The 22476-nt window shown below is 65.5% G+C and carries 25 protein-coding genes; 15 read left to right on the forward strand and 10 right to left on the reverse strand.

Annotation, left to right across the window (positions count from 1 at the left end; genetic code table 11):
• Nucleotides 1-13 precede the first annotated feature (13 nt).
• Together OSH05_RS02645 and OSH05_RS02650 are read right to left on the reverse strand one after the other, a co-directional pair.
• Nucleotides 14-1297, reverse strand: coding sequence for a chloride channel protein (locus tag OSH05_RS02645; protein ID WP_266352028.1), 1284 nt, complete (start codon nt 1295-1297; stop codon nt 14-16).
• Nucleotides 1298-1324: 27 nt separating this feature from the next.
• The gene (locus tag OSH05_RS02650) at nt 1325-1615 is read right to left on the reverse strand and encodes a Dabb family protein (RefSeq protein WP_104218707.1); all 291 of its coding nucleotides are present in this window, start codon (nt 1613-1615) and stop codon (nt 1325-1327) included.
• A 120-nt stretch (nt 1616-1735) separates the two neighbouring features.
• Here OSH05_RS02650 and dxs point away from each other — a divergent pair, with 120 nt between their 5' ends.
• The 3 genes from dxs (at nt 1736) to OSH05_RS02665 (ending at nt 5010) form a co-directional block, all read left to right on the forward strand.
• The gene (gene dxs, locus OSH05_RS02655; protein WP_104218708.1) at nt 1736-3658 is read left to right on the forward strand and encodes a 1-deoxy-D-xylulose-5-phosphate synthase; all 1923 of its coding nucleotides are present in this window, start codon (nt 1736-1738) and stop codon (nt 3656-3658) included.
• Between the two features lie 140 nt (nt 3659-3798).
• On the forward strand, nt 3799-4419 hold the full coding sequence (locus tag OSH05_RS02660) for an SCO family protein (protein ID WP_104218709.1): 621 nt from the start codon (nt 3799-3801) through the stop codon (nt 4417-4419).
• A 69-nt stretch (nt 4420-4488) separates the two neighbouring features.
• Nucleotides 4489-5010, forward strand: coding sequence for a hypothetical protein (locus OSH05_RS02665; RefSeq protein WP_104218710.1), 522 nt, complete (start codon nt 4489-4491; stop codon nt 5008-5010).
• Nucleotides 5011-5142: 132 nt separating this feature from the next.
• Here the strand turns inward: OSH05_RS02665 and OSH05_RS02670 are convergent, their stop codons facing one another.
• Nucleotides 5143-6045 (reverse strand): c-type cytochrome, encoded by a 903-nt coding sequence (locus OSH05_RS02670; RefSeq protein ID WP_165801551.1) that lies wholly within the window; start codon nt 6043-6045, stop codon nt 5143-5145.
• Between the two features lie 235 nt (nt 6046-6280).
• Between OSH05_RS02670 and OSH05_RS02675 the strand changes: the two genes are divergently transcribed.
• The 4 genes from OSH05_RS02675 to OSH05_RS02690 all read left to right on the forward strand — a co-directional run bounded on the left by OSH05_RS02675 (nt 6281) and on the right by OSH05_RS02690 (nt 8884).
• The gene (locus OSH05_RS02675) at nt 6281-6682 is read left to right on the forward strand and encodes a hypothetical protein (protein WP_133163093.1); all 402 of its coding nucleotides are present in this window, start codon (nt 6281-6283) and stop codon (nt 6680-6682) included.
• A gap of 137 nt (nt 6683-6819) precedes the next feature.
• Nucleotides 6820-7086, forward strand: a complete 267-nt coding sequence (locus tag OSH05_RS02680) for a metal-sensing transcriptional repressor (RefSeq protein ID WP_104218713.1) — start codon at nt 6820-6822, stop codon at nt 7084-7086.
• Between the two features lie 65 nt (nt 7087-7151).
• On the forward strand, nt 7152-8090 hold the full coding sequence (dmeF, locus tag OSH05_RS02685) for a CDF family Co(II)/Ni(II) efflux transporter DmeF (RefSeq protein WP_104218714.1): 939 nt from the start codon (nt 7152-7154) through the stop codon (nt 8088-8090).
• Nucleotides 8091-8185: 95 nt separating this feature from the next.
• Nucleotides 8186-8884 (forward strand): YoaK family protein, encoded by a 699-nt coding sequence (locus tag OSH05_RS02690; RefSeq protein WP_104218715.1) that lies wholly within the window; start codon nt 8186-8188, stop codon nt 8882-8884.
• A gap of 18 nt (nt 8885-8902) precedes the next feature.
• Here OSH05_RS02690 and OSH05_RS02695 read toward each other — a convergent pair whose 3' ends face one another.
• Nucleotides 8903-9277, reverse strand: coding sequence for a VOC family protein (locus tag OSH05_RS02695; RefSeq protein ID WP_104218716.1), 375 nt, complete (start codon nt 9275-9277; stop codon nt 8903-8905).
• Nucleotides 9278-9405: 128 nt separating this feature from the next.
• Between OSH05_RS02695 and OSH05_RS02700 the strand changes: the two genes are divergently transcribed.
• Together OSH05_RS02700 and OSH05_RS02705 are read left to right on the forward strand one after the other, a co-directional pair.
• The gene (locus OSH05_RS02700; protein WP_104218717.1) at nt 9406-10167 is read left to right on the forward strand and encodes a TlyA family RNA methyltransferase; all 762 of its coding nucleotides are present in this window, start codon (nt 9406-9408) and stop codon (nt 10165-10167) included.
• Entirely contained in the window at nt 10164-11393 is a 1230-nt protein-coding gene (locus tag OSH05_RS02705) for a class I SAM-dependent RNA methyltransferase (RefSeq protein WP_104218718.1), read from the forward strand. The genes OSH05_RS02700 and OSH05_RS02705 overlap by 4 nt, the downstream gene beginning before the upstream one ends.
• A gap of 12 nt (nt 11394-11405) precedes the next feature.
• On the opposite strand, the gene OSH05_RS02710 is transcribed toward OSH05_RS02705, so the two are convergent.
• Nucleotides 11406-11876, reverse strand: a complete 471-nt coding sequence (locus OSH05_RS02710) for a nucleoside deaminase (RefSeq protein ID WP_104218719.1) — start codon at nt 11874-11876, stop codon at nt 11406-11408.
• Nucleotides 11877-12132: 256 nt separating this feature from the next.
• Here OSH05_RS02710 and OSH05_RS02715 point away from each other — a divergent pair, with 256 nt between their 5' ends.
• Nucleotides 12133-12741 carry a LysE family translocator gene (locus OSH05_RS02715; RefSeq protein ID WP_104218720.1) on the forward strand — a complete coding sequence of 203 codons (609 nt, stop codon included), beginning with the start codon at nt 12133-12135 and terminating at the stop codon, nt 12739-12741.
• Nucleotides 12742-12748: 7 nt separating this feature from the next.
• Here the strand turns inward: OSH05_RS02715 and OSH05_RS02720 are convergent, their stop codons facing one another.
• Both OSH05_RS02720 and aroC read right to left on the reverse strand, forming a co-directional pair.
• Nucleotides 12749-13858 carry a DUF1176 domain-containing protein gene (locus tag OSH05_RS02720; RefSeq protein ID WP_104218721.1) on the reverse strand — a complete coding sequence of 370 codons (1110 nt, stop codon included), beginning with the start codon at nt 13856-13858 and terminating at the stop codon, nt 12749-12751.
• Between the two features lie 30 nt (nt 13859-13888).
• Complete coding sequence (gene aroC, locus OSH05_RS02725) at nt 13889-14974, reverse strand: chorismate synthase (protein WP_104218722.1); 1086 nt, start codon at nt 14972-14974, stop codon at nt 13889-13891.
• A 385-nt stretch (nt 14975-15359) separates the two neighbouring features.
• On the opposite strand from aroC, the gene OSH05_RS02730 reads away from it, so the two are divergent.
• Entirely contained in the window at nt 15360-15638 is a 279-nt protein-coding gene (locus OSH05_RS02730) for a hypothetical protein (protein WP_133163094.1), read from the forward strand.
• 86 nt (nt 15639-15724) lie between these two features.
• Here the strand turns inward: OSH05_RS02730 and OSH05_RS02735 are convergent, their stop codons facing one another.
• Both OSH05_RS02735 and fabI read right to left on the reverse strand, forming a co-directional pair.
• On the reverse strand, nt 15725-16303 hold the full coding sequence (locus OSH05_RS02735; RefSeq protein ID WP_104218724.1) for a histidine phosphatase family protein: 579 nt from the start codon (nt 16301-16303) through the stop codon (nt 15725-15727).
• A gap of 71 nt (nt 16304-16374) precedes the next feature.
• On the reverse strand, nt 16375-17193 hold the full coding sequence (fabI, locus tag OSH05_RS02740; RefSeq protein WP_104218725.1) for an enoyl-ACP reductase FabI: 819 nt from the start codon (nt 17191-17193) through the stop codon (nt 16375-16377).
• A gap of 182 nt (nt 17194-17375) precedes the next feature.
• On the opposite strand from fabI, the gene OSH05_RS02745 reads away from it, so the two are divergent.
• The 4 genes from OSH05_RS02745 (at nt 17376) to OSH05_RS02760 (ending at nt 21453) form a co-directional block, all read left to right on the forward strand.
• Complete coding sequence (locus OSH05_RS02745; protein WP_104218726.1) at nt 17376-18797, forward strand: FAD-binding oxidoreductase; 1422 nt, start codon at nt 17376-17378, stop codon at nt 18795-18797.
• A gap of 132 nt (nt 18798-18929) precedes the next feature.
• Nucleotides 18930-19412: a hypothetical protein gene (locus OSH05_RS02750; protein ID WP_266352029.1), complete on the forward strand. Its 483-nt coding sequence runs from the start codon at nt 18930-18932 to the stop codon at nt 19410-19412.
• Between the two features lie 106 nt (nt 19413-19518).
• Nucleotides 19519-20694: an ATP-binding protein gene (locus OSH05_RS02755; protein WP_104218728.1), complete on the forward strand. Its 1176-nt coding sequence runs from the start codon at nt 19519-19521 to the stop codon at nt 20692-20694.
• A gap of 183 nt (nt 20695-20877) precedes the next feature.
• Complete coding sequence (locus OSH05_RS02760) at nt 20878-21453, forward strand: DUF6101 family protein (RefSeq protein ID WP_104218729.1); 576 nt, start codon at nt 20878-20880, stop codon at nt 21451-21453.
• 4 nt (nt 21454-21457) lie between these two features.
• Here the strand turns inward: OSH05_RS02760 and ubiA are convergent, their stop codons facing one another.
• Nucleotides 21458-22378: a 4-hydroxybenzoate octaprenyltransferase gene (ubiA, locus tag OSH05_RS02765; protein ID WP_104218730.1), complete on the reverse strand. Its 921-nt coding sequence runs from the start codon at nt 22376-22378 to the stop codon at nt 21458-21460.
• Nucleotides 22379-22476 lie beyond the last annotated feature (98 nt).

Raw genomic sequence — 22476 nt, forward strand, 5'->3', positions numbered from 1 at the left:
CTGATCTCGACGATCAGTGCTTCAGATAGGCCTTCGCCAGGCCGTGATAGAGCGATTCGCGCGATACCAGCCGGGCGACGCCATAGCCGATCAGCGCCGCGCACATGACCGGCACGGTGTCGCTCGTATCGGCCGTCATTTCGAGGATGATGACGAAGGCGGTGATCGGCGCCTGGACGACGCCGGCGAAATAGCCGGTCATACCGAGCAGAGCCGCAGGCGCCACAACCGTGCCGAAGACCGAGGCGATCAGGGCGCCGAAGCCGGCCCCGACCGCGAGCGAGGGCGCGAAGATGCCGCCCGGAATGCCCGAGAAGGCGGCGAGCAGCGTGGCCACCAGCTTGGAGGGCGCGAAATACCACGGTGTCGCGGCGCCCTGGAGCGCCGCCTTGGCGACGTCATAGCCGGTGCCGAAGGTGATGCCGCCGGTGGCGATGCCGATCAGCGCGCTGGCGAGGCCGGCGGCAAAGGCGATCATCAGGCTGCGGGCAAGCGGCGCGGGCGCTATGAAGGCGCGCAGGCGCCGGACGCCGGTGAGCATGGCGGCGGAAAAGATTGCCCCGAACGCGCCGCCGAGCAGGCCGCAGACGCCGACCAACAGCCAGCCTTCCGTCCCGACGACGCGGCCGCTCGCCGCACCGAAATAATCGTAATTGCCGACCAGCGCGAGCGACACCAGTCCGGCGATGATCACCGCCGTCAGCACGAAGCCGCTGGCGCGCAGCTCGAAGGAGCGAGCCATCTCCTCGATCGCGAAGACGATGCCGGCGATCGGGGTGTTGAAGGCCGCCGAAATGCCGGCGGCGGAACCGGCGAGGATCAGCATGCGCGGCCGGCCGACGCCGCCAAGCCGGCCTGCCGCCAGCATGATGGAGGCGCCGACCTGAACCGTTGGACCCTCGCGGCCGATCGAGGCTCCGGAAGCCAGGCCGAGCAGCGTCAGCACGATCTTGCCGACGGCGATGCGCAACGACAGGAGGCCGGACCGTCCCGACGGCTCGGCAATCTCCATGGCCGCGATCGCCTGCTGGATGCCGCTGCCCTGCGAGCCGGGGAAGACGGTGCGAGCGAGTTGGGCGGAGACGACGAAGCCGAGCGGCGTCAGGACCAGCGGCACCCACCAGCCGACGGCATGCGCCCGGTCGAACAGCATGCGGGCTCCGTCCGCCGCGCTGGCGAAGGCGACGCTGACGAGGCCGATCGCGAGCGCCCCGCCCCAGAACACCAGTCGCTTCGACCACAGCCGGCGGGAAAGCCAGAGCTGGCGGTGGATTCTCCACTGTCGGCGCGCTCGCACGATCCACTCCAGGCTGCGGGTCCGCGCTCAGAGCGGGACGTAATCGATCTCGAGAAAGGTCTCGATCTCCGGTACCCAGCGATCCCGCACGAAGGCGACGTGATCCGGATGCTCGTTGTAGCCCTGATAGGCCGTCGCATCGGCGAATTCCATCGAGAATCCGAAATCGAACTCGTTCTTGGGACTGACCTGCCGCAGCCGCTCGAAACGGGTGACGCCGGGGATCGCTGCGAGGACAAGCGCATCGGCCAGGAACGCGGCCTCGGCAGGCGATCCCTTCGGATGTCTGAGGCGGAAGGCGACGGTGTGGCGGATCATGCAGGAAGGCTCCCAGCCTACGGGTCGAGTGGACAGGCGGCCCGGAGCGCTTTTCGGCGCGTTGCCACCTGCATGCCGGTCGTGTAACCGTGCTCCTTTGTAATCTCTCGCACATTGCACATGACCGGCAAGCCCGACACGCCCCTTCTCGACAGCGTTCCCCTCCCCGAGGATCTTCGGCGACTTCCGGAAAGCGCGCTGCCCCAGCTCGCCGAGGAATTGCGCGCCGAGACGATCAGCGCCGTTTCCGTGACCGGCGGGCATCTGGGTGCCGGGCTCGGCGTGGTCGAACTCACGCTGGCGCTGCACTATGTCTTCGATACGCCGCGCGACCGCATCATCTGGGATGTCGGCCACCAGGCCTATCCGCACAAGATCCTCACCGGGCGCCGCAAGCGCATCCGCACGCTGCGCCAGACCGGCGGTCTCTCCGGCTTCACGAAGCGGGCCGAGAGCGAATATGATCCGTTCGGCGCCGCCCACTCGTCGACCTCGATCTCGGCCGGCCTCGGCATGGCGGTTGCCCGCGACCTTTCGCAAGGCGACAACGCCGTCGTCTGCGTGATCGGCGACGGCGCGATGTCGGCCGGCATGGTCTATGAGGCGATGAACAATGCCGGCGCGCTGCGCTCGCGCCTCATCGTCATCCTCAATGATAACGACATGTCGATCGCGCCGCCGGTCGGCGCCATGTCGGCCTATCTCGCCCGGCTCGTCTCGGGCCGGACCTATCGCTCGATCCGCGAAGTTGCCAAGCAGCTCGCCCGCAAGCTGCCGCGCTTCTTCCACGACAAGGCCAAGCTGACGGAAGAATATGCCCGCGGTTTCTTCACCGGCGGCACGCTGTTCGAGGAACTCGGATTCTATTATGTCGGGCCGATCGACGGCCATAATCTGGATCACCTGCTCCCCGTGCTGCGCAATCTGCGCGATGCGCCGGATGGGCCGATCCTGCTGCATGTCGTGACGCAGAAGGGCAAGGGCTATGCCCCCGCCGAAGCGGCGCCGGACAAATATCACGGCGTCAACCGCTTCGACGTCATCACCGGCAAGCAGGCCAAGGCGACGCCGAATGCTCCCTCCTATACCCGCGTCTTCGCCGAAAGCCTGATCAAAGAAGCCGAGACGGACGAGACCATTGTCGCCGTCACCGCCGCCATGCCGACCGGCACGGGACTGGACCTGTTCGGCCAGGCTTTCCCGACCCGCACCTTCGACGTCGGCATTGCCGAGCAGCACGCCGTGACCTTCGCGGCGGGCCTCGCCAGCGAGGGCTACAAGCCGTTCTGCGCGATCTATTCTACCTTCCTGCAGCGCGGCTACGACCAGATCGTGCATGACGTCGCGATCCAGAGCCTTCCGGTGCGCTTCGCGATCGACCGTGCCGGCTTTGTCGGCGCCGACGGGCCGACCCATGCCGGCTCGTTCGACACCGGCTTCCTCGCCGCGCTCCCCGGCATGGTCGTGATGGCGCCCGCCGACGAAGCCGAACTGGTTCACATGATCGCCACCTCGGTCGCGATCGACGACGCACCCTCCTCGTTCCGCTATCCGCGCGGCGAGGGCGTCGGCGTCGACATGCCGGAGAAGGGGCTCGTCCTGCCGATCGGCAAGGGCCGCATCCTGCGCCAGGGCTCGAAGGTTGCGATCCTCTCGTTCGGAACGCGGCTCGCCGATGCGCTGAAGGCGGCCGAGGAACTCGACACGTTCGGCCTTTCGGCGACTGTCGCCGATGCCCGCTTCGCCAAGCCGCTCGACACGGCGCTGATCCTCGATCTCGCGCGCAACCACGAGGTTTTCCTGACGATAGAAGAAGGCGCCGTCGGCGGCTTCGGCAGCCAGGTGCTCGCCTTCCTCGCCGGGGCCGGCGCCCTTGATCGCGGCCTCAAGATCCGCACCCTCGCCATGCCCGACATCTTCCTCGATCAGGACAAGCCCGAGGCGATGATCGCCACCAGCGGCCTCGATGCGCGCGGCATCGTCGCAACGGTGTTCGAAGCACTTGGCCGAGGCGAAGAAGCCGCCGCGATGCGCCGGGCGTGATCACAACACGATGAGCCGAGGCGAACTGCCCTTCCGCCGGGCGAGTCCGGGCGTTATGGGAGGGATATGAGCACCGTTCTGCGCACCCGCGCCACCGTCGTCTCGACCTGTTTGCGTTGCACCGATGCCAGGTGCCGCCCATGACCCGGAAAGGCAAGGCCCAGCCCGGCAGAGCGCCGGCCAGCCCGCTCCGCATCCTTCGCTACAGCCTCTGGGCCGTCGTGGCGATGGTCCTCGTCGTTGTAGCGTTCTATGCCTATGATCAGCACAGAGTTGGCACAGGCGGGATCGGGGGGCCGTTCACGCTGGTTGACCAGAAGGGCGAAACGGTCACGCAGGCGGCGCTCGACGGCCATCCTTCGGCGGTGTTCTTCGGCTACACTTTCTGCCCCGATGTCTGCCCGACGACGCTGCTCGCCGCAACCAACTGGCTGAAGGCGCTGGGGCCTGACGGCAACAAGCTGAAGGTCTATTTCGTCACCGTCGATCCCGAGCGCGACACGCAGGCGCAGATGGCGGCCTATCTCGGCGCCTTCGACCCGCGCATCGTCGGGCTGACCGGCTCGCGGCCGGCGATCGACGCGATGCTCAAGGAATATCGCGTCTATTCGAAGAAGGTCGGCGACGGCCCCGATTATTCGATGGACCACACTGCCGCGGTCTATCTCCTTGACTCGAAAGGCCGCTTCACCGGCACGGTCGACTATCAGGAGAAGGACGAGGACGCGCTGGCCAAGCTGAAGCGGCTGGTGGCGGGGTGAGGCCAGGTGCGGCGGGTTGCATCGCCGCTACGGTCTTGCCCGTGTCGAGGCGCAACGATAAGTTGCTGCATGGAATCGGACGAGGGTGACAACCCCTGGTGGCGCGCTGACGCCCAAGCGGTAGCCGGCGCGCTTGCCCGCGCGGTCCGCAGCCTCACACGTGCCGACCTGATCTTCACCGCTTACTTGCTGGTCCTGTGGAGCGTATGGCTCTTTGTCTGGCCGGCGACGCCGGTCGCGAGCCTGACCTTCCTATCTTTCGCGGTCAGACTGTTCATCAGGCCCGAACGCGCGGTCCGGGCGGTGGAAAAGCGGATGGCGGAAGATGATGATCGCTACTTCGAGGAACAGCGCGCCCTTCGCGCCTATCCGGTCGGAACGGCCCGGCAAGTTCGCCAAAGCGCCGCATTCATGATCGTCCTCTGCCTTATGTGGTCAGCATCGGAGGTCCAGCGCTTCTATGTCCACGACGCCGAACGAAGGTCTTTCGACACGGTTCGCTCCGTGGGCAGGCAGACGGAGACGGAGCCCGTCGCGTCGGTCAACCCTTCGCAGCACGTAGCCAGGTCCGGCGAGACCCGCGTTCCCTAAGGGCAATCCAGCGATCGAACACCGCGTCCCGCAGGGCGTAAGCAACGAGAAAGACGGCGAAGAACCCCACCTCTGTCCGAACGCGGGGGGCTTTGGGCGGAGGTTTTCGCCGGCAATTCGACCTCAGTCACCCTATGGGAACGCCTTCATCTGGAAGTCCGTGCGCTCGACCTTATTCTTGATCGGCGGGACGGTGCGGAGATAAGCGACGACCGCGTCAAGATCCTCGTTCGTCATCTTCTTGAAGTTGGAATACGGCATGGGCGGGGCGAGATGGCCGCCCTTCGGTCCGATGCCGTCCACGATGGCCGTCTTGATCTCGGCATCCGTCCATTTGCCGAGGCCGGTCTCCGGGTCGGAGGTGATATTGGCCGTGCGCACATTGACGCCCGGCCCGAGCACGATCTCGAAGCCGCCGGCGCCGAGGCCGTTCTTGAAGTCCGGCGCGCCATTGGCACCCGGCGAGGTGTGGCATTCGAAGCAATGCGACAGCGCGTTCACGATGTAGCCGCCATAGGCGACCTTGTCGGTCTTCGGCGGCGCCGGCAGGCCCTTTGCCGGCGGCATGGTCGCTTGCGGGATGCTGTACTTCGCCATCGGGATTTCGTTCTTGATGGGCTTCAGCGTCCGCAGATAGGCGACGATCGCCTTCACGTCGTCATCCGACATGTTGTTGTAGGTCGGCACCGGCATGGGCGGGAAGATGATGCGCCCGTCCTTGTTGGCGCCCTCACGGATCGCATGAATGATCTCCGCGTCGGTCCAGTTGCCGAGGCCGGTTTCCTTGTCCGGCGTGATATTGGCCGAGAAGGACTGGAAACCGGGATCGGAGAATGGGAAGCCGCCGGCAAAGGCCTTGTCTTCGATTGGCTGCATCTTGGCGTCGCGGGGCGTGTGGCAATTGCCGCAGGCGACCGGTCCGTTCACCAGATAGTCGCCGCGCGCGATTTCGGCCTTGGTCGCAGCGCCGGCCAGGGATGGTGATAACGCAACCAGCGCTACCGCCAGTGCCATGATGGATCCCGACGACTTCATGCATTCCTCCCCGCAGAACCTTCCCCACTCTGCCGGCCACTCTAGCAGTTGCGGAGCTGCCGTGAAGGTCTGGCAACAAATAATTGTATGCATTAAATATGCCATTGGTAATCATATTATCCGGAAAGTAACGCGGAATGGCACAATGTTCTGGATGCTTCGCCGCCGATAGCGAGCTAGGATCGAGCGCCTTGAAATCAGGGCATGCAACCGATCCTCGATCCGGAGAATAGATATGCGAACTGCATTGGCTGCGTTGGTCGTCGCTGTGTCTCTCGCATGGGCGGCCCCCGCCCTCGCCGACCAGAAGCCCGCTTATGAACCTGCGACTGGCGACGAGGTCGTCATCTACACTCATGTCTTCAAGCCGGAGAATTTCGAGGAGGGCCTGAAGCTTACGACCGAAGGATTCACCGCCGCTCAGGCCGCAGCCGGGCAGACGCGCAAGAACGACATTCTGGTGGACCGCGCCAACCACAAGATCGTCTTGATCTCCTATTTCGACAAAGGCTCCAGCGTCGAGGCCTGGCATGCCTTCATGGGCCGGCTCGACCTGCTCAAGAAGCTCGAGCCCATGCGCAGCGAGCCGCTGAAGGTCGAACGCTTCAAGCTTGACGCCGTAACGACGGCGCCCTGACGGCCGATTCCGGACGAGCCGCCAGGCTCGTCCGGCTCGTTCCCCGCGAAGCCCTCCAATAGCGACACCGCCGCAACGCCCTGCCCTCGACAATGCGAGCCTTGCCTTATCCCCTCCCCCTGGATAGGATATGAAACATGAGCCACGCCAATAGCCCCGAGATCCTGATGCGGCTGCGGCGCGCGGCCGGGCATCTTTCGAGCGTCATGACGATGGTCGAGGACGGGCGCGACTGCCTTCTGATCACGCAGCAGCTGCAGGCCGTCATCAAGGCGCTGGAGGGCAGCAAGCGTGAATTGATCCATCACCACATCGACGAGCATCTCGGCCCGCTCGACACGGTGAAGGGCGAAAGCGGGCGGGATCTGCGAACGGAAATCCGAGAACTCGCCAAGTATCTCTGAGAGCGCTTTCGAGCGCGGCGCGATCGATCCGCGCCAAGTGTGCGGATCAACTTCAGGAGAACGCCATGAACGCGGCGAGCGGCGCTTCGCACAGCCATTTCTTTCTCGGCGAGCGGCACGACCGCCATTCAAGGCGGACGATGATCGTCGTCGCTCTGACCGCTGTGGCGATGGTGGTCGAAATCGCCGCCGGCTACGCCTTCGGGTCGATGGCGCTGCTGGCCGACGGCTTCCACATGTCGACCCATGCCGGGGCGCTGCTGCTCGCAGCCCTCGCCTATCGTTATGCAAGCCGCCATGCCGACGACCCGGCCTTCACTTTCGGCACCGGCAAGATCGGCGATCTGGCCGGCTTCGCCAGCGCCATCGTGCTCGGCATGATCGCGTTGCTGATCGCGGTGGATTCACTGCACCGCCTCGCCTCGCCGCAGCCAATCCGCTTCGACGAGGCGATTCTCGTCGCCGTGCTCGGCCTTGGCGTCAATCTAATCAGCGCCTGGCTGCTTCATGACGGCGAGCACGGGCACGACCATGATCCCAGCCATAGTCACCACAACGATGATGATCACGGTCATCACCATGATCATCACGACCACAATTTCCGCGCCGCCTATGTCCATGTCGCCGCCGATGCGCTGACTTCGGTGCTGGCGATCGCGGCGCTCGTCGCCGGGCGCACCTTTGACTGGGTCTGGCTCGATGCGGCGGCCGGCGTTCTTGGCGCCGTCATGATCGCGCTCTGGTCGATCCGATTGATGCGCGACAGTGCCGGCGTGCTTGTCGACCGCGTCGCCGACCCGAAGCTCGCCCATGCGATCGAGGACCGACTGGAGCGGCACGGCGCCCGTGTCACCGATCTGCATCTGTGGCGCGTCGGCCCCGGCCATAATGCGGCGGTGATCAGCGTATCCGCCGACGAGCCCCAGACCCCGGCCCGCTACAAGACGGCGCTATCGGGGCTGCACGGCCTCTCCCATGTCACGATCGAGGTGACGGCGGCCTAACGTTGAGTCACGCTGGAAACATCGTGCACCGCGAGGCCCGTGACGCCCGCTCCTTCCTTGCGTAGGATCGGGGGACGCCACAGCCTGGAGTTCCCATGCGGCCTGTCCTTCCCATTGCCGTCCTGCTGGGCTTCAACGGCGGCTTCGTCGATACAGCCGGCTTTCTCGGGCTGCAGGGGCTATTCACCTCGCATGTCACCGGTAATTTCGTGACGCTCGCGGCCTCGCTCGTGCTGGGCACCACGGGGGCGGTCGCCAAGCTGCTGGCGATCCCGGTCTTCATCGCCTCGGTGGTGACGATCCAGATCGCCGACAACCGGCTGAGCGACGCCGGCTACAAGCCGATACCGATTTTGTTCGCCGTCCAGGCCGTGCTGCTGGCGGCTTTCTTCGGGCTCGCGGTGATACTCGGGCCCTTCCCGAATGGCGATGCGCCAGCCGCCGTCATCACCGGGCTTGTCGGCGTCATGGCGATGTCGATCCAGAATGCCGTGCAGCGGGCCCATCTGGCGAAGGACCCGCCGACTACCATCCTGACCGGAACGACGACCCAGTTCGCGATCGACCTCGCCGACAGGTTGATGGGGCGCAGCAGCGTAGCCTCGGCAGAGGCGAAGCGCCGCTTCCTGGCGCTGGCGCGCGCGATCCTGAGCTTCGGCGCCGGTGCGATGACTGCCGCCGCCACCTATCATCTCGTCGGCCTTCACTGCCTCGCCATCGCGGTCATCGTCGCTGGCGCGATCGCGCTGCAAAAGGCGACCGAGCCGCCGGCCGAGACCGGCATGCTGATGTGACGTCGCGACTCGTGCCGATCAGCCGGAGAGCGCGTGGATATTGCCGTCGGGGTCCTTGAACCAGGCCAGGCGCATGCCGCCGCCGACATGGATGTCGCCTTCGAGGTGCAGGCCCGGCAGGTCGTAATGCTCGAAGGCCACGCCCTTGGCGCGAAGCTCGGCGATTGTCGTCACCAGAGCGGGACCCGCCGCCCAGCTCACCGCGGTCGCCTGGTTGGTGCCGGCGAATTCCGAGACATAGACGAAGAGCGCGGTCGCACCGGCTTTGTAGACGATGGCGCCGTCCATCCCGTCATCGGCCACCGTCAGGCCGAGCTTGCCCTCGTAGAAGGCCCGCGCCGCCGCGAGATCGCGCACGGCAAGTGTCGGGGTCACGTCGTAAGTTCCGAGCATGGTGATCCTCCCTAGGATCGGAGCGGCGCGATCCGCGCGCCTTTCGGCGAGCGCGGGCGCCGACCGGTTTCGGTCGGTTGGAAGCGATAAGTCTTGCGCTCCTCCGACTGAGCGTCCATCCATCCGCCATGAACGCTATGACGGATGATACCACACTCCGCCTCGACCAAGCGCTCGTCGCGCGCGGCCTCGCCGAGACGAGGGCGCGGGCGCGCGATGCGGTGCTGCGCGGCCATGTGACGGTCGACGGCCGCCGCGCCGAAAAGCCGGGCCTTGCCGTGCGCGCGGAAGCGGCGCTGGCCCTCGACGACCCCGCCGCCGCCTATGTCTCGCGCGCGGCTTTGAAGCTCGTCGGCGGGCTGGAGCGTTATGGCTATGATCCGGCGGGACGCGTCGCCGTCGATCTCGGCGCTTCCACCGGCGGCTTCACCGAAGTCCTGCTCCAGCACGGCGCCAAGCGCGTGCACGCGCTCGATGTCGGCCATGACCAGATCCACCCGCGCCTGCGCGCCGATCCGCGCGTGCGTGTCGTCGAGGGGCTGAACGTGCGCGACCTGCAGGCCGAGGATGTCGGTGAGCCGTTCAGCGCCCTGGTCTGCGACCTCTCCTTCATTTCGCTGAAGCTCGCCCTGATGCCGGCGCTTACGCTTGCGGCGCCGGGAAGCTGGGGCGTGTTCCTGATCAAGCCGCAATTCGAGGTCGGCCGCGCCGGCATCGGCAAGGGCGGCATCGTCCGTGACAAATTGGAAGGCGAACGCGCCGCCGCGGCGATCGTCCGCTGGATCGAGGTAGAAGCCGGCTGGATCACCGACGGACTTGCCCCCTCCCCCATTACCGGCGGCGACGGCAACCATGAATTTCTGCTCGGTGCACGAAAGGTCCCATCATGAACGAGCGCCTCACCATCACCGCGCTCGGCCATGAGGGTGACGGCATTGCCGAGACCGCCACGGGTCGCATCTTCGTGCCGTTCACGCTGCCCGGCGAGACGATCGAGGCCGATATCGGCGGCGAGCGCGGCCAGTTGATCGAAGTGATCGAGCCGAGCCCGGACCGTATCGCGGCCGCCTGCCGTCATTTCGGCGTCTGTGGCGGTTGCGCCGTGCAGCATATGGCGCCCGCCGCCTATCGCGAATGGAAGCGCGGCCTCGTCACGGACGCCTTCGCGCAGCGCGGAATCGAGGTGGGGGTCGAGCCGCTGGTGCCGCTCGCGCCCCATACGCGCCGGCGCGCCGTCTTCACTGTGCTAAAGGATCATGACGGCATCGCCCTCGGCTTCAACCGCCGCGACAGCCATGACGTGCTGAAGATCGAAGAATGCCCGCTGCTGGTTCCGGCGATCGAAAAGAGGCTGCCGGAGCTGACGCTGCTGGCCGGCGCGATCACCGAACGGGGCAAGCGCGCCCGCATGACCGCGACGTCGACCGACACCGGCCTCGATGTCAGCATCGACGGTGGCCGCAAACTCGGCCGGCGCGATTTCGAATCGCTCGGCCAGAGCGCGGAAGGCGGCCCGGTGGCGCGGCTGACCGTGGGCGGCAACGAGGTGTTTGCGAGCCGGGTGCCCGAACTGCGCACCGGCACGCTGGTGATGTATCCCGCCGCCGGCGGCTTCCTGCAGGCAGCGGCGCCGTCGGAGGCCTCGCTCGGCGACCTGGTCGAAGCGTCTATCGGCAAGGTAGGCCCCGTCGTCGACCTCTTCTCCGGCATCGGCACCTTCACGCTCCGCCTCGCCCGCCGCTTCCCCGTTCTGGCCGTGGAGGGCGACGGCGAGCTCCTCAAGGCGCTCGATCGTTCGATGCGCTATTCGACCGGGATCCGGCAGGTGACGACGCGCAAGCGCGACCTGTTCCTGAACCCGATGTCGCCGCCGGAACTGAAGCCCTACAAGGCCGTCGTCTTCGACCCGCCCCGCGCCGGCGCCAAGGCACAATGCGAGATGCTGGCGAAATCCACCGTGCCGACCATCGTCGCCGTGTCCTGCAACCCGGCGACGCTCGCCCGCGACGCGCGCATCCTGATCGACGGTGGCTACCGCCTGACACGGGTGACGCCGGTCGACCAGTTCCTGTGGTCGAGCCATGTGGAAGTAGTGGCGGCGTTCGAGAAGGGCTGATCGATCCAGAGGCTAAGTCTTGCCCAGATGCTTCGGCCAGAATTCCTGATGGATTTCGGCCGCTTCCTCTTCGATGATCGGACCGATGACGGTGACGACGCGCGCGCCGGTCTGCAACACAGCGCGGCTCGGGACGTTCAGGCCGATCCCGGCGATCTCGCCAAGCCGCGCTTCGGAGCAGGCAAACACCATGCGCCCGACGCCTGACCAGTAGATCGCCCCGGAGCACATCGCGCATGGCTCCGTGCTTGTGTAGAGCGTGCAATCAGCGAGAAAGGCGCCATCGTAATGCTGGGCCGCCAGCTTGATCAGGTTCAACTCGGCATGGTTCGTCATATCGTGGCCGGTGAAGACGGTGTTCTCGGCGCGTAGGATGACTTCGCCGTCCTTCACCAGCACCGAGCCGAACGGCTCGTCGCCATTTTCCATCGCGGATTTCGAAAGCCCTATCGCTTCGCGCAGAAACGGCTCGTGGATGTCCATCAGTGGCCCCCTGAAAACTCTATAGTCTGGCGATCCTCTCCTGAATCGTAAGGACTTCCAAGGGGCTGCTGGCGAGATTGATAGCCGGCGATCAGCGGTGCCGCCTGACATCGACCGCTTGGCCTTGTCCTTGCCTGGACGCCGGGCGACACTGACGCTGCTTCATCGCCTCGGTCGTCACACTGAGAAACAATCGAATCCACTGCAGCTCCGCATGCCCGGACTGCGGCGTGAAATCGCCCCTACGGAACCTGCCATGCCCTTCGTCACCCTCCTCGCCTTCGCCGCCGCCTTCTTCGTCTTCGCGGCGAGCCCTGGGCCGGACAATGTCACCATCGTCGCGCGGACCTTGGCGCAGGGGCCGGCCGCCGGCCTTGCCTATGGCGCGGGGACCGTCGCGGGCATCCTGATCTTCCTCGTGCTCGCCGCCTTCGGCCTCTCGCTGCTGGCGAGCGAGATGGGGCTGGCGATGAGCCTGCTGCGCTATGGCGGCGCGGCGTACCTCGTCTATATGGGCGTGAAGCTGTGGACCGCCGCGCCCGTGCCGCCGGGCGCGGCCGTCACGCGCCGTCAGGGCCTCGGTGCCGGATTTCTCACCGGAATCGCGCTCAATCTCGGCAATCCGAAGATGCCGCTGTTCTATGTCGCGCTGCTGCCGAATGTCGTGCATGCCGAGCTCACCACGCGAACGGTGGCGGAGCTGGCGCTCGTCATCGTCCTCGTCGAGATCGTGGTGGTCGGCGGCCACGTCCTTGCGGCACATCGCGCGCGGCGCGCCTTGAGCGATCCGAAGACGATCCGCCGCGTCAACCGCATGGCCGGCGCGACGCTGATCGGCGGCGCCGCGATCGTGGCCGCGCGCTGAGGCCGCGCTACTCCGTCTCGGCGCGGTAGAGCACAGGCCAATCTTCCATCATCACGCCGCGACAGGCGCCCATGCCCATGTGCAGCACCGGCGCGAACGCCTTGCCGTCCCAGGCCCATGCATCGCTGCCGCCGCAATCGCCGAGGCCACGGCCCTTGAAGAACGAGCTAAGCCGGTTGTTCTCGTCGTCGACATAGCTGTTCCAGAGCTGGCTCGCATCGTCACCCGTCTGGTCCGGAACGAGGAACTGCACCGGGTCGACGGCGCCGCCCTTCACGATGCGGAAATCATAGGCGTAATTATAGGCGCCGGCCGAGGCGCAGACGCCCCAGAGTTGCGCGCCGTCGCCGAGGTCATAGGCGATGTAGGGCGCCGGTCCCTCGCCGCAATCGTCCGGCGATGACTTCGGCAGGCCGTGCGGCGTCGCGGGCAGCGGATCGGGCATATCGGCGACCGGCAGCGATTTGACGACCGGCAGCGCAGGCACGGGCGGGATCGTGTCCGCCGCCGCATCGCCCTTCTTGATCAGCGCCGTGACCGTGCCGATGCGCTGCTGCGCATCGTCCATCTGCAGCAGCGCGGCGACCGAGCCGGCGAGCGAGATCACCTGCGAGGAGAGCTTTCGGTCGCCATCGTAGAGATCGGCGGTGATCGTCGTCGCCGAGCGCAGCCCCGCGATGAGATCGGGAAGCGCATCCTCCGCGAGCTGGTAGCTGTAAAGATCGCCAGCCTCTTCCAGCGTCAGCGCGCCCTTGGGTAGGCCGCCGGCCTTGTGCGCATCGAAGGAAAGGCGCAGCAGCGGCTGCTTCAGCTTCTCGCTGGAATCATCCGGCGGATAGATGACGAAATCGGCCAGCGGCGCGTCATCGGCGCCGCCATCGCGCACAATGCGCAAATAGGCACTCATCGTACCGTCCTCGGACGTCATGCCGATCGCCACGCAGGAACGGGTGTTGTCGCAGCCGATTTCCCAGTCCTTGTAATCGACCAGCATGCCGATCGCGGACTGGCCCTCGCCCGCATGACCGGCGGCCGGCGTCAGCATGGCTGCAAACGACAGGCCCAGGCTCGCGATCAGATTTCGGCGCTGCCGCCGGATCACCGGATTCCGCATCATTCGTCCCCTTGCTACCCGACGCGCGCTATATCAGCCGTTCTGGCCGCGGTTGCGCAAGTAGTGATCCGCGATCGCGCACGCGACCATGGCTTCGCCGATCGGCACAGCGCGGATACCGACGCAGGGATCGTGGCGGCCCTTGGTCATCACCTCGACCTCTTCGCCCCCGGACGTGATCGAATGGCGCGGCGTCAGGATCGACGAGGTCGGCTTGACGGCGAATCGCGCGATGACGGGCTGGCCGGTCGAGATGCCACCAAGAATACCGCCGGCGTGGTTCGACAGGAACAGCGGCTTGCCATCATTGCCCATGCGCATCTCGTCGGCGTTTTCCTCGCCGGTCAGCATCGCCGACGCGAACCCCTCGCCGATCTCGACGCCCTTCACCGCATTGATCGACATCAGCAGCGAGGTGATGTCCTGGTCGAGCTTGGCATAGATCGGCGCGCCGAGGCCGGGAGGAACGCCCTCCGCGACGATCTCGATCACCGCGCCGACAGACGAGCCGGCCTTACGGATGCCATCGAGATAACCCTCCCAGAGCCTCGCCGTCTCCGCATCGGGGCAGAAGAAGGGGTTATTGTCGATTTCATTCCAGTTCCAGCGGCTGCGATCGATCGCATGCGGACCGATTTGGACCAGCGCGCCACGCACGGAAACGCCCGGCACCACCTTGCGCGCGATCGCCCCCGCCGCGACGCGGGCCGCCGTTTCGCGCGCGGAGGAACGGCCGCCGCCGCGATAGTCGCGAATGCCATATTTCGTGTCATAGGTGAAATCGGCATGGCCGGGCCGGTAGCGATCCTTGATGTCCCCATAGTCCTTGGAGCGCTGGTCCGTGTTCTGGATCTCGAGCGCGATCGGCGTGCCGGTGGTGAGCAGCCGCCCATCCTCCTGCGGCATGACGCCGGAGAGGATCTTCACCTCGTCCGCCTCGCGGCGCTGGGTGGTGAAGCGCGACTGGCCAGGCTTGCGCTTGTCGAGCCAGGTCTGGATCTCGGCTTCCGATATCTCGATGCGCGGCGGACAGCCATCGACGATGGCGCCAAGCGCCGGTCCGTGGCTCTCGCCCCAGGTGGTGACGCGGAAGAGATGGCCGAAACTATTATGCGACATGGCGAGACCCTGGCTTGAACGCGCGCCTGTCCTTCAAAGCTGAGAAGGGTCGAGAACGCGGCGGATGCGGTTCTAGAGCGTTTTGGCGCGAAGGGGAAACCCGCTTCGTCCGACGAAGGGTGCCGAGGATCGGAGTCGGCCCCGGTCGGTGCGCCGCGAGAGGGTCGGGAGGGAATATCAAGCCATCGCCGGGCACGTCTCCAGGGCGTTCTCCGGTCATGATCTGTTGATAATAAGCAACGCTATCTTCAGTTTATCCAACTGTAACAAGTCTGTGATCGCTTTTGGAGCTGCCTGCCCATTGCATGGCCATTTCGCATCGCTATGTTCCGCCTGAAGACGCAGCTCAAGGCTGCGCCGAATGAAATTTTTCCGGGAGAATGCCATGCGCAACCTTATCATCGCCGTGGCAGCGCTGACTTTGTTTTCCATCGGCGGAACCGCTTTCGCCGCCGGGCGCGCCGATGGCACGGTGGCAGCCGTCAATCCGACAGCCGGCGTATTGGTGTTCGTCGATGGGCGCAGTTTCGTCTTCGCCAATGGCGACAGCCTGCGCCACCTGACGCCGGGCCAGGCCATCGGTGTCGACTATTTCGGCGAGGGCCAGGGCATACGCACGTTCAATCGCTATCCGGCCGGCTCTGAAATCGAGTGGCCGCACTAATCCCGCGCGAAGGTTCGGGAAAATCGGACCGACCTCCGAAAGCGGCGCCCGGGTGACCCCACCGGGCGCCGTTTCGCTTGTGGGCCTCAAACCCAGATTACATCCCGGCCGTTCCAGATCATGAAGCGGTCCTGCCTTATGTCCAGCATCGGCGTCGTCTCCGGGCCGAGGCCTTGCAGCAGCCCGAGCAGAACGCGGCAGACGCCGCCATGGGAGACGACGACGCTGGGCCGATCGACGGATTCCAGCCAGCGGGCGATACGCTCGGAGAGCATTTCGTAGCTCTCGCCGGAAGGCGGGGTGAAGCCCCATTTGTCGGCCTCACGCGCGACGACGCCGTCGGGCCAGTTCTGCTTCAACTCGGCCTCGGTGAAGCCTTCCCAATCACCGAAGGTGAGTTCCTTCAGGATCGGATCGACGCGGTAATCGTCCGGATCGAGCCCCATCGAACCGCGCACGATCTCCATCGTCTCGCGCGTTCGCAGCAGCGGGCTGGCGACGAAATCATATTCGGCGGCTTGCGGCAGGTTTTCCAGCAGCGTGCGGCCATTGCGGCGCGCCTGGCCGCGACCGCGAGCATTGAGCGGAATGTCCTGCTGACCCTGAAACCGGCCGACGGCGTTCCAGTCGGTTTCGCCATGCCGGATGAAGACGATGGTCGGCACGATCGATGCTCCAGGAAATTCGTCGAGGTCGGTCGAGGTTCAGGTCAGGCCGGCCTGAATATCGGCAGACCTTAGTCCTTGATGACCGATATGTCCGGCGCGTCGACCGCTTTCATGCCGACGACGTGATAGCCGGAATCGACGTGCTGCACTTCGCCGGTGACGGCGCGCGAGAGATCCGAGAGGAAATAGACGCCGGCATCGCCGACTTCCTCGATCGTGACCGTACGTCGAAGCGGAGCGTTATATTCGTTCCACTTCAGGATATAGCGGAAGTCGCCGATGCCCGAGGCGGCGAGCGTCTTGATCGGACCGGCCGAGATCGCGTTGACGCGGATGTTCTTCGGCCCGAGATCGACGGCGAGATATTGGACGCTAGCCTCAAGGCCGGCCTTGGCGACGCCCATGACGTTGTAGTTGGGCATGACCTTCTCGGCGCCGTAATAGGTCAGCGTCAGGATCGAGCCGCCATCGGTCATCAGCTTTTCGGCGCGCTGCGTCACCGCGGTCAGCGAATAGACCGAGATCAGCATCGTCTTGGTGAAATTGCCCTCGGTCGTATCGACATAGCGGCCGGTCAGCTCGTCCTTGTCGGAGAAGCCGATCGCGTGGACGAGGAAATCAAGCCGGTCCCAATGCTTGGCGAGTTCAGCGAAGGCAGCGTCGATCGAGGCGCCGTCCGCAACGTCGCAATGGCCGACAACGATGCCGCCAACCTCTTCCGCGAGCGGCTCGACACGCTTCTTCAGCGCATCGCCCTGATAGGTGAAGGCGAGTTCCGCGCCGTGTTCCCGGCAGGCCTTGGCGATGCCCCAGGCGATCGAGCGGTTGTTCGCCAGACCCATGATGAGCCCGCGCTTACCCTTCATCAATCCGCCGGTCAGTGGCATGCCGGTATTCCCCTTCGTCGCATCACAAGCGGCCCCGTATCGCACAGGCGATTCCCCGCTTCAAGGCGGCTCGGATCGCTCTCCCATCACTCTTGCTGAACGGCTTTCGCGAAGAAGGGGGCAAAAGATCCCGCGAAAGACCGGCTGACGGCCTCAAAGCTTGCCGCTAAAGTCCCGCCATCATGCTTCAGCCCCCCTCCCCCGCTCTCCTCGCCCGCTTCGTCGCGATCGTCGGCCCCGCCCATGCGCTCACCGAAGCGCACGCCACGGAGCCCTACCGGACCGAACAGCGCGAGCGCTTTCCAGGCGCCACGCCGATGGTGCTTCGCCCCGGTTCGGCCCACGAAGTCTCGCAGATTCTGGCGCTCGCCAACGAGGCGCGCGTCGCCATCGTGCCGCAGAGCGGCAATACCGGCCTTGTCGGCGGCCAGGTGCCGGACAAGAGCGGCAACGAGATCGTGCTGTCTCTCGACCGGATGACGAAGATCCGCGCGGTCGATGCCGAGGGCTACACTCTGACCGTGGAGGCCGGCGCGATTCTCGCCGATGTGCAGGCCGCGGCCGAACACGCCGATCGCCTGTTTCCGCTCTCGCTTGGCGCCGAAGGCTCCTGCCGGATCGGCGGAAATATTTCGTCGAATGCCGGCGGCACGGCAGTGCTCGCCTATGGCAATACCCGCGAACTGGTGCTCGGAGTCGAAGTCGTCCTCGCCGACGGGCGAATCTGGGAGGGGATGGGGAGCCTTCGCAAGGACAATACCGGTTACGATCTGAAGCAGCTTTTCATCGGCGGCGAAGGCACGCTCGGCATCGTCACCGCCGCCGTGCTGAAGCTGTTTCCACGCCCGAAGGGGCAGGCCGTCGCCTTCGTCGCCATCGCTGACCCGGCGGCGGCACTCTCTCTCTTCAACCTCGCGCGCGACCGCGCCGGCCATGATCTGACGGGCTTCGAACTCATGCCGCGCATCGGTATGGAGTTCGTCGTCAAGCATCTTTCCGGCGCGCGCGATCCGCTGGCCGCCCCTTCGCCCTGGTATGTGCTCATGGAAATCTCGTCGGGTCATTCCGACGAGGCCGCTTCCGCCACGCTGGAGGACATCCTCGCCACCGCGTTCGAGGCGGGCGTCGTCGCGGACGCGGCGATCGCGCAATCGCTCGCCGACCGCAAGGCGTTCTGGCACATCCGCCACGGCATGAGCGAAGTGCAGAAGCCCGAGGGCGGCTCGATCAAGCACGATGTCTCTGTGCCCGTGGCGCAGGTTCCGGCCTTCCTGACCGAGGCGGTCGCGGCCGTCGAAGCCTTCATACCCGGCTGCCGGCCGGTGCCCTTCGGACATCTCGGCGACGGCAACATCCATTTCAACGTCTCGCAGCCGATCGGCGCCGACAAGGAATCCTATCTCGCGCGCTGGGAAGAAATGAACGCCCTCGTCCACGGCATTGTCGGCCGCTATCACGGCTCGATCTCGGCCGAACACGGCATCGGCCGCCTGAAGCGTGACCTGCTCCCCGGCGTGAAGGGCGAGGTGGCGATGTCGTTGATGCGCGGCATCAAGGCGGCCTTCGACCCGAACGGGATCCTGAATCCGGGCAAGGTGCTGTAGGTGCGGGCGGACCGGGGGCGGGTTCACGTCTGCCTGTCGGATTTCCTCCGGACCGGAAAGATCGGGCCGATCGGCATCGGATCGACGCGCGCGGACATGGTGCTGGCGTTTGGTCCGGCTATGAATGGGAACATGAGGCGGGGGACCCATGAGGACCTCGTATGGTATTATGGGCCCGGCTATTCAATCGAGTTCGGGTTCAACAGAGCGAAGTCCGCGCTCGATCCCGTCTACTACGTTCAGGTCGAGAATGCCGATGATCGTGGCGGCTTCTCAGGCGCCGGAGGACTTCACTTCTTCGACGATGGTTTTCGCGTCAGTGGCACGATGAAGTGGGATATTGAACGCTTCTGCAGGGTTCACGGCGTCCGCTTTGTCCAGATCCGGAGCCCGACGGATCACTATGGCATCTTGACCGAAGGCGGCGTCTGCGCCTGGGCCGGCGATGAGGACTCTGACGGCGATCTGTTTTTCGGCTTCCAGACCTTCATCACGGATGGTCCCCATTGGGCCAAGGCGCCTCATATGCCGGTCGGGTTCGATCGGCTGCACTGGGATCACGAGCAACTGACACGGCCGCTCGGCCGCTCGACCCGGCGGCGCCGGACGATGTGAGAACGGACTGGCCGCAGGTCTCGAGCCTCGACCGGAGCCGACCCACCGGACGGTGACCGTTGCAATCATCCTTGCAAATCTGGAGGCTATCTCCATAATTGCAAGGATGATTGAACGTCGCCTCCTGCGAGACCTGATTTCCGCCCTCGACCGATCTCCGGCCGTGGCGCTCGTTGGCCCGCGTCAGGTCGGCAAGACGACCCTGGCGCTGGAGGTTGGCGAAACGCGTCCGTCTATCTATCTTGATCTTGAATCCGACGCCGACCGCGCCAAGCTCGCCGAGCCAGAGCTCTATCTGGCCGAACATCAGGACAAGCTCGTCATTCTTGACGAGGTGCATCGCAAGCCGGACCTCTTCCAGAACCTGCGAGGTTTGATCGATCGAGGCCGTCGCGCCGGGCGACGTTCGGGCCAGTTTCTCCTGCTGGGATCCGCATCAATCGACTTGCTCAAGCAGAGCGGCGAGAGCCTTGCCGGCCGCATCGCCTATCTAGAACTCGGCCCCTTCGACCTGCTCGAAGTGGGGGAAGCTGAGTTGGACAAGCTCTGGCTGCGCGGCGGTTTCCCGGACAGCTTCTTCGCAGAAGGCGATGGAGGCTCGATCCGCTGGCGGCAGGACTTCATCCGCACCTATCTCGAACGTGACATCCCGCAATTCGGCTTCCGCATCCCGGCCGAGACGCTGCGACGCTTCTGGACCATGCTCGCCCATTCGCAGGGAGGTTTACTCAACGCGGCGCAGCTTGCGCGCGGGCTCGGCATGGATGGCAAGACGGTCGCATCCTATCTGGACCTGCTGGTCGATCTTCTGCTCGTGCGCCGCTTGGCGCCCTGGCACAACAATGTTGGAAAACGGCTCGTCAAATCGCCGAAGGTCTATGTGCGGGACAGCGGCCTGCTGCACGCCCTGCTGGGCCTCGGCGACCGGGAGGCGATCCTGGGCCATCCGGTCGCGGGCCTCAGTTGGGAAGGCTTCGTCATCGAAACTCTCCATGCGGCAAGCTGGCCGGGTATGGAGCATCATTTCTATCGCACCGCCGCCGGGGCGGAGATCGACCTTGTCCTCGGCTTTCCAGGCGGGCGGCGCTGGGCGGTCGAGATCAAACGCAGTCTCGATCCGAAACCGGGCAAGGGCTTTCACTCCGCCCGCGCGGACCTGGAGCCGGAGCGAAGCTATGTCGTCTATCCGGGCCAGGAACGCTTCCCGCTCGGCGACGGGATCGAAGCCATAAGCCTCGCCGGACTCGCCCAGCGCGTCGCCACGTTAGCGCCCTCTCTCTAACTTTCCATCAACCCTCTTCCCTCACCGCCTGCTAACCCTACTCCAACCCGGACAATCTTAACCATCTTCCTTAAGGAGAAAACGGCTCTGCGCATGGCATTGTCGCCTTAACGAGACGAGAGAGAGGCCGGGTCCGGCTGGTCGATCAAGGTCTTGTTAACCAGTCGAGAGTGAGGCGAAATCATGCGTCAGGCAGCTAATTTCAACGTAACCGTTCGCGACATCCGGCTCGATCCGATGAGCCTGCCCGTCCGCTTCCAGGCCCCCGTTGCCGGCCCGTCGCGCCCTGCGCTTGCCTCGATCCTTCTCGACCGCGACCGTGTCGTGATGAAGCGTCCGCTCGGCGGCGTCGATGCCACCGTCACCTGCCCGCTGAAGGCGTTTCGCGGCGTCGCGGTGCGGATGAGCGTCGATCCCGAGACGGACGGTATCCGCACGGTGGTCGAACTGATGCACCGCGATCCGGCCATGACGCTGCCGCTGGTCTCGCGCGAGGATCTCGGCGATGCCGAGGATGTCGCCGCCGACTGGCAGGCCTGGGGCAAGGCGCTCGGCCTGCCGCTTCTGATCGTCGAGGGTGACGGCACGGTGCGCGAGGCGATGTCGCAGATGGGCGGCCTCGTCGTCGGCGAGGTCAAGGCGCGGCGCATGGTCTCGTCGCTCACCAAGCGCCGCCCGCGTTTCCTGAAGCGCCGCAAGACCGGCCTCGCCGGCGACCGCGGCCAGGTTGTTGGCCGCGAGATCATCGCACGCGACTGAGCGCCTAGAAAAATCCGTCCAGCACCAGCCCCAGGAACACGACGAGGCCGAAGCTGCGGTTCGACTTGAACAGGTGCAGCGCCTTGTCGCCATTGTTCACGTCGATCGAGCGCACCTGGACCATTAGCTGCAGCGTGCCGAGCGCCAGCCCCGCCCAAGCGATCCAGCCGACGCCGGCCGTCCAGAAGGAGACCGCGAAGAAGAGCGTCGCGACCGCGTAGAAGAGGCCGACGAAGAGCGGCGTGCGGTCGCCGAAAAGGCGCGCGGTGGAGCGCACGCCCATGATGGCGTCGTCCTCCTTGTCCTGCAGCGCATAGATGGTGTCGTAGCCGATGGTCCAGGCGACGCCACCGGCAAAGAGCAGGATCGGCGGAAGCGCGAGCGAGCCATGCCAGGCCGCCCAGCCCATCAGTGCACCCCAGGAGAACGCCAGGCCAAGCACGCTCTGCGGCCAATCGGTGATCCGCTTCATGAAGGGATAGGCCGCGACCACGGCGAGCGAGGCGATGCCGAGCAGGATCGTGAAGCCGTTGAACGAAAGCAGCACGGCGAGGCCGACGAGCGCCTGAACCAGCAGGAAGATCTTCGCCGCACGCACCGAAACAGCGCCGCTCGGAATCGGCCGGGAGCGGGTGCGCGCCACGCCGGCGTCGAGATCGCGGTCGACGATGTCGTTATAGGTGCAGCCAGCGCCGCGCATGGCGACCGCGCCGACGAAGAACAGCACGAGATGCACGATGTTGGGCAGCGCCGCACCCGCCGAGGCGCTGGCAAGTGCAGCCGACCACCAGCAGGGAATGAGCAGCAGCCACCAGCCGATCGGCCGGTCCCAGCGCGCCAGCCGCGCATAGGGCTTCAGCCAGGACGGCGCATAGCGATCCGTAAGGTTTCCGCGTTGGGCGTCTGCGACGCGAATGTCGGTCATGAGGCAAAGGTCCGGTGGCTCTGAATCGCCCGGACCATAGCACCGCACGCGGTTCGTTTCGACGGAAGCTGCCGCCGTCGCGGCAGCCCCGATCCGTC

The sequence above is a fragment of the Kaistia algarum genome, from assembly GCF_026343945.1.
Lineage (GTDB): Bacteria > Pseudomonadota > Alphaproteobacteria > Rhizobiales > Kaistiaceae > Kaistia > Kaistia algarum.